The sequence below is a fragment of the Chitinophaga dinghuensis genome (genome assembly GCF_003259435.1).
In the GTDB taxonomy this organism is placed as follows: Bacteria; Bacteroidota; Bacteroidia; order Chitinophagales; family Chitinophagaceae; genus Chitinophaga; species Chitinophaga dinghuensis.
Genome location: NZ_QLMA01000010.1, coordinates 84514 through 97739, shown reverse-complemented (window position 1 = coordinate 97739; position 13226 = coordinate 84514). Strand labels below are relative to the sequence as shown.

Annotated in this window: 11 protein-coding genes; 10 read left to right on the top strand and 1 reads right to left on the bottom strand. The window is 45.9% G+C overall.

The genetic code is table 11. The features are described from left to right. The first annotated feature begins 54 nt into the window (after positions 1 to 54). Genes CLV59_RS25535 through CLV59_RS25525 form a run of 3 tightly spaced genes read left to right on the top strand, consistent with a single transcriptional unit; the run spans position 55 to position 4586 of the window. A complete protein-coding gene (locus tag CLV59_RS25535; protein ID WP_111594942.1) occupies positions 55 to 1044 on the top strand; it encodes a FecR family protein in 990 nt (329 codons plus the stop codon). A gap of 43 nt (positions 1045 to 1087) precedes the next feature. Then, complete coding sequence (locus CLV59_RS25530) at positions 1088 to 3724, top strand: TonB-dependent receptor (RefSeq protein ID WP_111594941.1); 2637 nt, start codon at positions 1088 to 1090, stop codon at positions 3722 to 3724. Positions 3725 to 3728: 4 nt separating this feature from the next. Next, a complete protein-coding gene (locus CLV59_RS25525) occupies positions 3729 to 4586 on the top strand; it encodes a DUF4249 domain-containing protein (protein ID WP_111594940.1) in 858 nt (285 codons plus the stop codon). Positions 4587 to 4599: 13 nt separating this feature from the next. Here the strand turns inward: CLV59_RS25525 and CLV59_RS25520 are convergent, their stop codons facing one another. Continuing rightward, positions 4600 to 4851 carry a P-loop NTPase family protein gene (locus CLV59_RS25520; RefSeq protein ID WP_111594939.1) on the bottom strand — a complete coding sequence of 84 codons (252 nt, stop codon included), beginning with the start codon at positions 4849 to 4851 and terminating at the stop codon, positions 4600 to 4602. Positions 4852 to 5116: 265 nt separating this feature from the next. Here CLV59_RS25520 and CLV59_RS25515 point away from each other — a divergent pair, with 265 nt between their 5' ends. The 7 genes from CLV59_RS25515 to CLV59_RS25485 all read left to right on the top strand — a co-directional run bounded on the left by CLV59_RS25515 (position 5117) and on the right by CLV59_RS25485 (position 13201). Then, positions 5117 to 6526 carry a glutamate decarboxylase gene (locus CLV59_RS25515; RefSeq protein ID WP_111594938.1) on the top strand — a complete coding sequence of 470 codons (1410 nt, stop codon included), beginning with the start codon at positions 5117 to 5119 and terminating at the stop codon, positions 6524 to 6526. An 85-nt stretch (positions 6527 to 6611) separates the two neighbouring features. Then, positions 6612 to 8051, top strand: coding sequence for an APC family permease (locus CLV59_RS25510; RefSeq protein ID WP_111594937.1), 1440 nt, complete (start codon positions 6612 to 6614; stop codon positions 8049 to 8051). 16 nt (positions 8052 to 8067) lie between these two features. Then, a complete protein-coding gene (locus tag CLV59_RS25505) occupies positions 8068 to 9357 on the top strand; it encodes a DcaP family trimeric outer membrane transporter (RefSeq protein ID WP_111594936.1) in 1290 nt (429 codons plus the stop codon). A gap of 10 nt (positions 9358 to 9367) precedes the next feature. Next, positions 9368 to 10387 (top strand): glutaminase A, encoded by a 1020-nt coding sequence (gene glsA / locus CLV59_RS25500; RefSeq protein WP_211324025.1) that lies wholly within the window; start codon positions 9368 to 9370, stop codon positions 10385 to 10387. 108 nt (positions 10388 to 10495) lie between these two features. Beyond that, on the top strand, positions 10496 to 11440 hold the full coding sequence (locus CLV59_RS25495) for a DnaJ C-terminal domain-containing protein (RefSeq protein WP_111594935.1): 945 nt from the start codon (positions 10496 to 10498) through the stop codon (positions 11438 to 11440). Next, on the top strand, positions 11433 to 11780 hold the full coding sequence (locus tag CLV59_RS25490) for a hypothetical protein (RefSeq protein ID WP_146616318.1): 348 nt from the start codon (positions 11433 to 11435) through the stop codon (positions 11778 to 11780). The genes CLV59_RS25495 and CLV59_RS25490 overlap by 8 nt, the downstream gene beginning before the upstream one ends. Continuing rightward, positions 11777 to 13201: a DHA2 family efflux MFS transporter permease subunit gene (locus CLV59_RS25485; RefSeq protein ID WP_111594933.1), complete on the top strand. Its 1425-nt coding sequence runs from the start codon at positions 11777 to 11779 to the stop codon at positions 13199 to 13201. Before CLV59_RS25490 ends, CLV59_RS25485 begins: the two co-directional genes overlap by 4 nt. Positions 13202 to 13226: the final 25 nt, after the last annotated feature.

The following is a 13226-nucleotide window of genomic DNA, read 5'->3' as shown; positions in this document are numbered from 1 at the left end:
ACCAATGACTGTCATGCTATCATTAAATGGACTTTAAAAACCGTACACTGTATAATGATACCATCATTCTCTGACGAAGCACTGTATACCTTGCTCTGCAAATATCTGCTGGACGAAGCGGATGAGGAAGAGCGTGCCTGGGTAAACAGCTGGCTCACAGATCATGAGGACAATGTACAGTTATTGGAAGCGCTCCGGAAAGTATTGGATACCGCTGCTGCCCAGCAGTATGCGATTCCTGCCAATACGGATTCCTCCTGGAACCAGTTATACAGTCGCATGACCACGGAAGAACAACCGGACGCAGAACCCATCCTGACACCTGTCAGGAATTTCTCCTGGTCTACCTTCCTGAAAGTTGCCGCTGTATTGCTTGTACTAGTAGGCGTAGGCGGATGGTTCCTGGCTACCAGGCCAGCGGCCCGCTATAACGGCCCCGTAGCCGCTACCCTGGAAGATGGGAGTAAAATCGAACTGAAAGGAGATGCCTCCAGCCTCAGTGTAGCAAAAGGATTTAATGATAAAAACAGAAAAGTTGTGCTGAAAGGTAGCGCCGTCTTTGATATCGCCGCTAATGCCACACAACCATTTATCGTTTCCCTCGGTCATACCGAAGTAAAAGTCCTCGGTACAAGGTTTACTGTAAATTATGAACCCAATAAGTCTGTCCTGCAAGTGCATGTCAGCAGCGGAAAGGTAATGGTGATAGACCATTCCCGTTCCGATAGCGTTATATTAACAGAAGGTATGCTCCTGCAACAGGACGCCCAGAAACCTGATTTTCGTATAGCCGCTCATGTACTGGACCCTGAAAATAAATCCCTGGCATTCCGCAACGTGCCCCTGGAAGAAGTACTACAGTCGGTTACTGCCGTGTATGATGTAAAAGTAGTGGTAGATAATACCTCCCTGCTTAAACTGAGTATTGATTCCGATCTGACAGGAGCGCCCATCGACAGTGTCATGGAAACCCTGGCTCGTAGCATAAATGTACAATGGGAAAAAACAGGCGACAGACAATATCGCCTTTTTGAAAGACGATAGTATCACTATAATCTGTAACTCATACTTTTAATTTAACCATAATATGTCGTTAGCCGGAAAACTGTTAACGTGCCTGCTGTTTATATGCATGCCGTTACAGGTTTTGGGTTGGGATTGGCAGACAAAGGTATCCGTAAGTGTAAAAGATCAGCCTATTCGTGCTGTAGTGGAGTTGTTGGAAAAAAATTATGGTATCCGTTTTTCCTATAGCCGGGATCTTGTCAATTTATCCAGGAAAATAACATTAACTGTCCATCAGCAACGTCTGAAAACGCTGCTGGAAGACCTGTTTGGCCCTGATCGTATCCGCTATACCCGGGTAGGAGATCTTATTGTATTACAGCCCCCCAGTCAGGCTACACGTACTATCAGTGGCTATGTACAGGATGGCATTACCGGAGAAAAACTCCCCGGCGCTACCATTTGGTCGCCCTCCCTCCAGCAAGGAACCGTCACCAATCAGTTTGGCTTCTTCAGTTTTACCACTACCGCAGATACCAGCGCCGTCATTATTTCCTATATAGGCTATCAACCTAAATGGCAACAGCTGTCCTCCCAGAATAAATTCCTCAGCGTTTCGCTGGAATCCACCACCAATCTGGAAGAAGTAGTCGTAAGTGCGGCAGAATCACATAAGCTGCAAAACCAAACGCAGATGAGTAAGGTGAATATCAATTCCGCAGACGTCCGGTCGCAACCGAAATTACTCGGAGAAGCCGATCTGCTGCGTACCTTACAAGCTATCCCTGGTGTCAGCGGAGGTATGGATGGTATTTCCGGCATACATGTCCGGGGAGGAAGCCCGGATCAAAATCTTATTCTGCTGGATGGTTCGCCCATCTTCAACTTCTCCCACTTTTTCGGGGTTTTCTCCCTGTTGAATGCTGACCTGGTGAAATCTACCGATTTGTACAAAGGCGCATTCCCCGCCCGGTTTGGTGGACGCCTTTCTTCTGTCATAGATATCACCCTGAAAGATGGCGATATGAAGCAATTTCATGGTGATGTGAGCATCGGGTTGATCGCTGCTAAATTTGACCTGGAAGGCCCCATCATCAAAGATAAAACCTCCTTTATTGTGAGTGCCAGAAGATCCTATCCGGACCTCCTGTATAATACGGTTGTAAGTCTGAAGGATGGAAATAATAACTCCTCTCTGCTGGCCTATTTTTACGATGTAAACCTGAAGGTGAATCATATCTTCTCTCCGAAAGACAGGATCTTTTTCAGTTACTATAAAGGAGAAGATAAACTGAGTGTGCAGGAATCGGAAGATAAATCAGCGGTGGTGGATACCACCCGTCTCAATACGGAGTTCAATCGCTTTCAAATGGGCTGGGGGAATGTGGTGACTGCATTGAGGTGGAATCATATTTATGGTCCGAAGCTGTTCTCCAATCTCACCGCGAACTACTCTCAATATGCTTTTAATACCGAAGTAGGTTATAAGTATGCCTTGCCTGGGAGCAATGAAATGGGCGATCAGTATGGCCGCTATTATTCCAGAATGGAAACAGGGGGGCTGAAGCTGGATTTCGATTACAGACCAGAACCAACCCATAGTATGCGCTTCGGAGCTGCCGTAAATACACATTATTTCCGACCTTCTGTTTCCACATTTGTGGATAAAGGCAGTAATGTTACTCCACTGGATACGGCCGCTAATGGTCCGAAGAATACCGCTGTGGAATTACTGTTGTATGCGGAAGACGACTGGCAGCTGCTACCTTCTTTATATGCGAATATCGGATTGCATGCATCGGCTTTTATGGTGTCGGGTAGATTGTATCACAGTCTGCAACCCAGAATGGGACTGCGGTATATGCTACCGAACAACTGGGCGGTCAAAGCGGCTTATACGCACATGAACCAATATATTCACCTACTTTCCAATAATGGAACAGCATTGCCAACCGATATCTGGGTACCCTCTACGGATAAGGTGGGGCCTATGACTTCCCGGCAGGTGGCACTGGGTATTGGTAAAACCAGTAATAAACAGGCATGGGAATTCTCTCTGGAAGGGTATTATAAAACCATGCATAACATGATCGAATATACGGAGCCAACAGGTTTGCTGACGGCAGATGTGTTGCGCTGGGATCGCAATGTTAGCATAGGAAAAGGATGGAGCTATGGCGGAGAACTGATGATCACCAGAAAGAAAGGTAAACTGACGGGCTGGTTAGGTTATACGCTGGCATGGAGTACCAGACAGTTCCCCGATATCAACAACGGCCATATCTTTCCTTATAAATATGACCACCGGCACGATATAGAACTCCTGTTGAATTATGCCATCACCAAGAACTGGGAGTTTTCCGCTGCGTGGAGGTTTACCTCGGGATCACCTCTCACCTTGCCTGTAGCAAGCTATGAAGGCGTTGAAACCGGGTCTCCCTGGGACCCTTCTCCCAATGGAAACACACCGGTGGATAAATATTCATCCAGGTATAACTACAGAATGGAAAACTCACATCGGCTGGATGTTGGACTGACCTGGTTTAAACAGAAAAAAACATGGAGCCGCAGCTGGAATTTCAGTGTGTTTAATGTTTATAATCAACAGAATCCATTTTACTACTTCGTGAAAAGAGATGATGTAGAAAAACAACGCTATCTCGCTAAACTGGTTATCCTGCCGCTATTGCCCAGTATTACCTACAGTGTAAAATTCTGATGCCATGAAGAAACTACATATTTTCATATATACGTTAACGTTATTGCTGATCGCTGGCTGTGAAAGAAAGGTAGATATTACCTTTTCTTACGAAGGCAATAAGCTGGTGGTCAACAGTCTCATTCAGGCAGACAGCTCCATTTATGTAAGGGTGACCAAGAGCGTGCCGGTGAATGTTTATGATGAATCTGCCTTTCGTGAATTGGATAATGTTGCTGTGAAAATTCAGGACGATAGTGGTAATAACATTCCTGTAAGCTGTCAGCAGATTTTCGGTAAAAACTACTTCGTGTCTTCCCAAAAAGCTACTACCGGTAAGAGATATACGATTTCCGCTTCCGCTGCCGGACTTTCTCCTGTATCCGGCACAGATACGCTGCCAGCTCCGCCCCAGATATTCGGCGCAGCAGCACAACGTACTTTCAGTCGCATCACCTTCGGACTGAAAGATTACCCTATGGCAGAGAATTACTACCGGATTCGTTTATTCAAATCCGATAGTAACGGTACTATTCAGTCTGGGTTGCTGTTCCGACTTGATCCTGCCTTTAATAATAATGTGGTCGACATTATTTCTGCCTCGCCTGCAAACAGCCTTATCATGAACGATAAACGATTTGATGGCCGGGAACTCACCTTCGTATTACAGGCACAAGATCCCCTTACTCCCACCAGTTACCTCATGGTAGAAGTGACAACACTGACCTATGACGCCTATCAATACCTGAAAAGTGTTGCAGCACAACAACAGAATGTAGGTGATATCGTATCCGAGCCCGTGAGAGTTTATTCCAATATATTGGACGGCTATGGTATCGTTGCTGGCATAAATGTTAAAAGATTGGTGTTTAAAGTTGACTAAATAGGTACTTTTCTTACTCTTCTACTGTTCCATTGTTCATCGCTTCGTGAATGGCATTGGCCATTTGTACAGACTGGCTGATAATTACCCGTTGCAGTTGCTTACTCACCGCCGGTGATAACGCCTGCGATGCCGGAAAATGCCTGGCCAATAGCTCATTTGCTGCTGCCACAAGGCCATCCTGCATGTTGACAATTCTTAACTGTTCCTCCATAGCATCCTGAAAATCTGGTGAAAAAGGATCCAATATCTCATCCCAATCCATGTGAATATCAAATTACATTTTCGCGTATAACACCTGAATAAAAAATTAGTTGAACAACGAACTAGTTTTTTTCAATGGAGTTATCTAGTGAAGGTGTTGGTGCTATTGATCTGTGTATGAACATTTTCTGGAAACGTGTGTTCTCTTATCAGCGTCCCGTATTCCTAAAATTACTGTTAGCTCATTCACCATGCTGTCCTATTCTCCCTTGGCGCTGCTATGAATCCTGAACGGAAACATCATCACTAAATCAAAACGTTTCTTTATGCCCTTACAGATTCTTAAACACTTCACAAATGGAACAGATAAGCCTCATCTGGGGGAAGACATCTACACGTCGCCCTACATGCGGGAAGGCATCGTCCTCAACAAAATGCCGGATATTTCCCATTTACCGGAAAACGTGTACGCATTGCTAAAGGATGAACTGCTGATGGATGGCAACTCTAAGCAGAATTTGGCTACTTTCTGCCAGACGTGGATGGATGAAGAAGTCCATAAACTGATGGACGACTGTATTGATAAGAATATGATTGATAAAGATGAATATCCGCAGACGGCGGCCATAGAAGCCCGCTGTGTGAATATTCTCGCAGATCTATGGCATTCTCCGGCGGCCACTACTACTATTGGCTGTTCTACTACTGGTTCCAGTGAAGCGGCCATGTTGGGCGGACTCGCACTAAAATGGCAATGGCGCAAAAAACGCCAGGCAGCTGGAAAGGATACGTCAAAACCAAATCTTATCTGTGGCGCTGTCCAGATATGCTGGCATAAATTTGCCCGCTACTTTGATGTGGAACTGCGTGAAATACCGCTGGAACCCGGAAAATTAACCATGCAGCCAGAAGACGTTATCTCCCGTATAGACGAAAACACCATTGGCGTAGTACCTACTTTAGGGATTACTTTTACCTGCCTGTATGAAGATGTGAAAGCGATTTCTGATGCGCTGGATAAACATCAGAAAGATACAGGTATAGATGTACCTATTCACGTGGATGCCGCCAGCGGCGCATTCATTGCTCCTTTCATCACCCCGGATTTACAATGGGACTTCAGATTACCCAGAGTGAAATCAATCAACGCATCCGGACATAAATATGGACTCGCTCCGCTGGGAGTGGGTTGGGTAGTATGGCGCGACAGATCCGACCTGCCGGAAGACCTGATTTTTAATGTAAACTATCTGGGAGGTAACATGCCTACGTTTGCATTGAACTTCAGCCGTCCTGGAGGACAAATTATCGCCCAATATTATAATTTCCTGCGTTTAGGTAAAGAAGGGTATAAACGCATAATGGAAACTAATATGTCCCATGCGCAATATATTTCTCAGGAAATTAAAAAACTGGACATTTTTGAATTGTTCTATGATGGCCACGGCGGATTGCCTGGAGCTTCCTGGCGTATCAAGGAAGGACTCAATCCTGGATTCTCCCTCTATGATCTGAGTGACCGCCTGCGTATGAGAGGTTGGCAGATAGCTGCTTATCCACTGCCCAGCAAAATGGATAATGTAGTGATTCAACGCGTTCTTATACGCCATGGATTCAGCCGGGACATGGCAGATCTCCTCGTCAATGACATCAAGCGCTCTATTGAATATTTCAAAAAACACCCTATTACTGTCCCACTCACAAGGGAAGAAGCTGGCGGTTATGCACATAACTAACAGCGATATATGATGGCAGTCGTTGACAAACAATCGGGTTTGTCGGCGACTGCCATTTCATTTTAACATCAAACTGTGGATGCTTATGGCCGCAAATTCAACAACGAAAATTACTACTGTTAGTCTTGCCTTGATGACCGCTGCTGCGGTAATCAGTTTACGTGGTTTGCCAATGATGGCCAAGGAAGAATTAACCATGTTTTTCTATATAGGTTTCGCTACTTTTTTATACCTCATTCCGGCGTCGCTGGTGGCGGCCGAATTGGGAAGTGCCTTCAGTGATAAAGGCGGTGGTGTTTATACCTGGATGAAAGCCGGATTTGGGTCCAGACTGGGATTCCTCGCCATCTGGTTGCAATGGATACAGAACGTAGTATGGTACCCAACGGTACTGGCTTTTGCCGCTGCCTGTATTGCCTATACCATTGGAAAGCCAGAATTGGCCAATAATGGCACTTTTGTGGGCATTTTCTCTATTGTGATTTATTGGCTGGCCACCTTGCTGGCTTTTAAAGGAACAGATCTGATCAGTAAGGTAACCAGTTACGGATTTGTGGCGGGAACAGTCGTTCCTGGCGTAGTCATTATCATCATTGCCATCGTTTATATTTTAAAAGGAGAACAAATTCAATTCCTCCATCCTACCGAAAATGTGGCCAGTATTGTGAAGGAAGTAAACGGACAATTACAACCGCGCTGGGCGCCGAATATCCAGGGTATGGGAGACATCGCTTTTCTGGCTGGCATTCTCTTGCTCTTTGCAGGGGTGGAAGTACACGCCGTACATGCCCAGGAACTGAAAAATCCACAGCGGGATTTTCCCAAAGCTATTGGATTGGCCGGAATCATCATTTTCGCATTATTCACTTTCGGATCGTTGGCAGTGGCTACTGTATTGCCTTATGAACAAATAGATCTGCAAGCCGGATTAATGGAGGCTTTCCGGGTAATCTTCCTTAAAAACGGCGTACCATGGGTGACGAGTATTATCGGTATCCTGGCGGCTTTCGGCGTATTGGCAGGCGTTACTTCCTGGATAGCCGGTCCTAGCAGAGGCTTACTCTGGACCGCTAAAGAAGGCGTATTGCCTCCTTTCTGGTCTAAAACAAATGCGAACGGAATACAGATAAATATCCTGATCGTTCAGGGTTGTATCGTTAGCATACTATCCTCTCTTTATTTCTTTATGGATAATGTAAGTGTAGCCTTCTTCCTGTTGAGCGCACTGACAATAGGCTTATATCTCATTATGTATCTGATGATGTATGCTACTGGAATTAAGCTGAGATATACGATGCCCGACCTGCCGCGCTCCTATAAAGTACCGGGCGGAAATGCCGGTATGTGGCTGTTTGCCGGACTGGGCTTCGTGGCGACCCTTTTTTCTTTTGTAGTCGCTTTCTTCCCACCAACTCAACTACCGGTAGGTAGTCCGGGCTCTTATGTGGCAATGGTGGCTGGCGGTACGATCATCTTCGTGGCTTTGCCATTAATTATTGCGAAGAAACCTCATACTCATCTATAATTCAAATCAGGAAAATATGTGCAAACACCTGTGGTTTCATAGCTGTAAGATTTCCCTGATCGTACTGCTATTCCTGTTTCCGTTTATTGTATCTGCACAAACGACTCTGGACAGCCTGATGCGTAGGATTGATAGCCTCGAAGCAAAAGTGGAACTGATACAAGGACGTATTGTACGTCAAACGCCTGCTAGTCGTACGGAAACCAGAAGCGCACTGGAGTCCGGAAAGCTGGGAGGCTTTGTGGTAGCGGACTTCAAGAATACGAAACTTACTATCGGCGGTTATATTCAGGCGGATTTTATATACGACTTTAAACAACCTGGCAACACGCAATCGTTTATCCCCAGTTCTATCCCGATCAATAATGCCTCGCAGGGAATCCTTACCTTTACGCCCCGGCAGACCCGCCTCACTATTGGCTCTGAGTCGGATACCAAATTGGGAAAACTGAAAACGATACTTGAATTTGACTTGTTTAATCCGGATGGAACCTCTGTGCCGCGTCTCCGTCATGCATGGGGACAAGTAGGCCGATGGGGCGCAGGTCAATACTGGTCCGGGTTTATGGATATTGATGTATTTCCAAATACCTTGGATTATGAAGGGCCTAATGCGATGGTATTTACCAGGCAGATACAGGTACGCTATACACAACCTCTCTCCAGAAAATCAACCCTGGCATTCAGTTTCGAAAATCCCGGCAGTGATGTAAAATATCCTGTTGATTCAGGACTGACCACACGCAGGTTATTCCCTGATTTTGTCACGCAGTTTCGTTGCAACTTCACAGATGCCAGTCATATCCAGTTGGCAGGATTACTGCATCCTATCAGCTATGATGACGTTTTACAAAGGCAACATACCAGTATCGGTTGGGGATTCAACCTGACAGGTACTGTTGAAGTGAGTGCGCTTAAAAAAGACAATTTCGTATATCAGGCAACATATGGAAAAGGTATTGCCCGATATTTCAATGACCTGGGTGGCGGCGGATATGATGCCGTCGCAAAAAGTAAAGCTGATATCCAGACAATTCCGGTATTTGCCATCATGGGTTTCTATGACCACTGGTGGAGCGATCAACTCAGTACTTCCTTCGGGTATGGTTACCTGAGACTGGATGATCAGCGCTGGCAGCCGGTTACAGACTTCAGGTCCACACAATACGGCGTAGTGAACCTGCTCTATTATCCTTCTGCCTTTGTAAAATTCGGATTAGAATATTTATATGGCAAGCATATCACTATCGACAAACAGAGTGGGGATAATAGTCGGCTGCAAGTATCAATGATGTACAAATTTTAAATTACTCCTTATGAAAAAAATGAACTCGCTCTTTTGTGCACTGATTTGTACACTGTTGTTTGTCAACAGCACGCTGGCACAAAAGAGTAAATCGCCTGTAACGGAAGCGGCTATACGCAGTGCAGTGAATGAAGCATACGAGAAGTATAAGTCGGCGCCCGGAGGGGCAAATGCCAGCTACATTCCTTTCCTGGCTGATGTGGACCCCAAACTTTACGGCATTGCAGTATGTACGGCAGACGGTAAAGTATACGAAGTCGGAGACACTAAATATGAGTTTGGTATTGAATCTATCTCCAAAGTTTTCGTACTGGCGTTAGCGATGGAAGACCGCGGGCCGGAAGCTATACAGGACAGTATTGGCGTGAATGCCACAGGGATGCCTTTCAACTCCGTACTGGCGGTAGAGTTAGAACCAGCCAGAGCAGTAAATCCATTGGTAAATGCTGGCGCGATGGCCACCAATAGTTTTGTAAAAGCCCCTAACAGCGCTGCAAAGTGGACCAGGATTGATGACATTTTCGCCAAATTCGCCGGTCGCAGATTGCCGGTGATAGACAAGTTGTATGCCTCAGAAACCGCCACTAATCAGCATAATCGCGCTATTGCATGGCTGCTCTATTCCTATGGCAGGTTTTATGATAATGTAGATGAATCCGTGGATTTATATACGAAAGCCTGCTCTTACGGCACAAACACCAGAGATCTGGCGGTAATGGCAGGTACCTTGGCCAATAATGGGATTAATCCTGTTACCAAGGAACGTGTTATCAAAGCAGATCATTGTCCTAAAATCCTGGCTACCATGATCACAGAAGGATTGTATGATAGTACCGGCGATTGGGTATATCATACTGGAGTACCTGGCAAAAGTGGCGTTGGCGGAGGTATTATTGCAGTGATTCCGGGCAAACTGGCCATCGCTGTGTTTGCTCCACCACTGGATAAAGCAGGAAATAGTGTGAAAGGGCAGCTCGCTGCAAAATATATTGTGGATAAACTGGGCCTCAACCTGCTCGACGGAAGGTAATAAATTTTCTTACGGCCAGCTGCCCGCTATGGTAGCTGGCTGAGAAAAAAATGTCAGCTATTCCGTAATTTCATAGAACAAGTTCTCACCATAACAAGTTTTATAATTATGGATGTAAAGGATTATTACAAAATACTGGGCGTAGAGAAAAGTTCGACAGCAGAACAGATCAAAAAGGCTTACAGAAAGCTGGCAGTAAAATACCATCCCGATAAGAATCAAGGAGATAAGTCGGCAGAAGATAAATTCAAAGAAATCAATGAAGCATATGAAGTACTGAGTGATCCCGAAAAGCGTAAAAAATACGATCAATTCGGCGAAAACTACAAGTACTATGAGCAGCATGGCGGACGTCCGGAAGACTTTGACTGGTCGCAATACGGCGGCGCTGGCGGTGGAGGCGGACATTCCTACTCTTATTCCGGGAATATGGAGGATATGTTTGGGGGAGAAGGCAACTTTTCGGACTTCTTTGAACAACTGTTTGGCAGCCGGTTTTCAGGCGGTGGTCGCAGGCAACAGCAGCCTTCCCGGGGCCGCGATGTACAGGCAACAATGGAAGTGAGTCTGGAAGATGCTTATAATGGCGGTACCCGGCAGGTGGAAGTTAATGGCAGCCGGCTCAATCTGAAGCTGAAACCTGGTCTCTACGAAGGGCAGGTGATCCGACTGAAGGGAAAAGGCTCTCCGGGCCGTAAAGCAGGCGAAAACGGGGATTTATTGATTACTATCCAACTGGCCCCTCATCCGGGATATGAGCTGAAAGGGCAGGACTTATACGCAGATGTGGCAGTGCCGCTTTATACCGCCGTGCTGGGAGGAAAAATCACCGTGCCTACACCAGGCAGTGCGTTGAACATGAATATTCCGGCGGGCACCGATAGTGGAAAAGTATTCCGGTTGAAAGGAAAAGGCATGCCAGCATATGATAACAAAGGAACCGCAGGAGATTTATACATCAAATCAGTAATACATATCCCGACCAATCTGTCGGACAAGGAAAAAGAGTTGTTTCAGCAACTTTCACAACTAAATGGTAACAGCCATGCTTAAACTTTTTGATTACCTGGAAGATATTGCTGCCACAGAGCACATCTCGCAGTTGCGTAATCCGCCACTGCTCTATACTGCCAGTGAAATACTGAAAGAGCTGGGCTATGAAGAACTGGGAATGGCACAGGAACCGCTGGACCGCGCCATGCATGCCTGTGCAGCGCTGAATATACCAGTGAACTTCAATTTCAGGAAGGTTTACTGCTTTAAAGATGGAGAAATGATTACCGACTGGCAACTCTCAGAACTGGCCACTTATCTCTTTATGATCAACTGTAATCCATTGAATCCCGTGGTTGCCAAAGCACAACTGATATTCATGATGAAAGACAGAGTATGAGAGATGTAAACAGGACCGGCGTTCTCATCGTAATCATCATGGGAACCATCATGGCCGGGATAGATTCCAGTATCGTAAACATTTCCCTTCCTGTAATGAGTCGGCAGTTCAACTGTACGCTCGATGAAATAGAATGGGTGATCACTGTTTACATGCTGAGCTTTTCCGTACTCATGCCGTTGACTAACTGGTTGAAAAACCGTGTTGGATTCTTTAACCTGTATCTCGGCGCAATCATCCTGTTTACCATTGGGTCTTTACTTTGTGCTTTATCGAAAGATTTACCTTCATTATTGGCGGCCCGCGTGATACAGGCATTAGGCGGAGGCGCGATGGCGCCTACCTCTATGGCTATTATCTCTTATATTTTTCCTTCGCGGGTAAGAGGCTCCGTACTGGGATGGTGGGGCCTGGGCAACCTCGTAGGGCCGGCAATAGGGCCTACCTTAGGAGGAATCCTCACTGAAAAATTCGGCTGGCCATCTATCTTTTATATTAATCTGCCTATCGGTATCCTCACCGTATACATGGCTTTCAAATACCTGGGCATACTGCGTAAACAGCCACGGATAAAGCTGCCATTCGATCTCGCAGGATTCAGTACCCTAACCATCTTCCTCGTTTGTCTCCAATATGGGATTGCAAAAGCGGAACGGGTGGGAATCATGTCTCCCCAAATCCTCTTCACACTCGCTATTGCGTTTATGGCATTAATCGCTTTTATCATCATCGATAGAAGAGTGAAAACCCCGATTATCGACTTGGGACTATTCAGTAACTACGCGTTTGTCAGTTGTATATTGGTGACGATTTCCAGAGCGGCAGCGCTTTTCGGGGGACTTTTCCTCATGCCTTTTCTGTTGCAGGAACAGATGGGCTATTCGGAAGGGATGTCTGGTTTGCTGATTTTGCCCAACTCTGTATTCATGGCGGCATTGATGCCCTTTGCCGGGAAATGGTCGGATAAACATGGCAGCAGGGAAATATCGCTGGCAGGAATACTGTTGCTGGCATTATCCATGTTCCTGTTTGCGAGACTGGACAAAGGAAGCGGTATGAATGAAGTTATTATTACCATGACTATTCGCGGGCTGGGAATGGGCTTGCTACTGGCGCCCCTGAACTCCGCCACGCTTAGTTCTGTAAGTCCTCCGGAGGTCACCATGGCCTCCAGTATCAGTACGCTGATGCAGCAGGTAGGCGGCGCCCTGGGGATTGCTATGCTGGCGATTATCACACAGGGTACTTACAATAAACATATCCTGGAAGGATTTTCGAATATGCAGGCACATCATTTTGCATTGAAGCAAGGTTTTCATATATCCATGGTGATATTGTTGATAACCCTTATCCCTGCCTGGTTTATGCCACGAAGGAATGTGGTGCGGACAGCAGGAGAAGATGCGCATATTGATACTTAATAACTTATCTTGCTAGTCGTATTCT

Coding starts and splice junctions, on each gene's coding strand:
- CLV59_RS25530 (WP_111594941.1), top strand. CDS start 1,088: ATGTCGTTAGCCGGAAAACTGTTAACGTGCCTGCTGTTTATATGCATG.
- CLV59_RS25520 (WP_111594939.1), bottom strand. CDS start 4,851: ATGGATTGGGATGAGATATTGGATCCTTTTTCACCAGATTTTCAGGAT.
- CLV59_RS25485 (WP_111594933.1), top strand. CDS start 11,777: ATGAGAGATGTAAACAGGACCGGCGTTCTCATCGTAATCATCATGGGA.
- glsA (WP_211324025.1), top strand. CDS start 9,368: ATGAAAAAAATGAACTCGCTCTTTTGTGCACTGATTTGTACACTGTTG.
- CLV59_RS25515 (WP_111594938.1), top strand. CDS start 5,117: ATGCCCTTACAGATTCTTAAACACTTCACAAATGGAACAGATAAGCCT.
- CLV59_RS25525 (WP_111594940.1), top strand. CDS start 3,729: ATGAAGAAACTACATATTTTCATATATACGTTAACGTTATTGCTGATC.
- CLV59_RS25535 (WP_111594942.1), top strand. CDS start 55: ATGATACCATCATTCTCTGACGAAGCACTGTATACCTTGCTCTGCAAA.
- CLV59_RS25490 (WP_146616318.1), top strand. CDS start 11,433: ATGCTTAAACTTTTTGATTACCTGGAAGATATTGCTGCCACAGAGCAC.
- CLV59_RS25505 (WP_111594936.1), top strand. CDS start 8,068: ATGTGCAAACACCTGTGGTTTCATAGCTGTAAGATTTCCCTGATCGTA.
- CLV59_RS25510 (WP_111594937.1), top strand. CDS start 6,612: ATGGCCGCAAATTCAACAACGAAAATTACTACTGTTAGTCTTGCCTTG.
- CLV59_RS25495 (WP_111594935.1), top strand. CDS start 10,496: ATGGATGTAAAGGATTATTACAAAATACTGGGCGTAGAGAAAAGTTCG.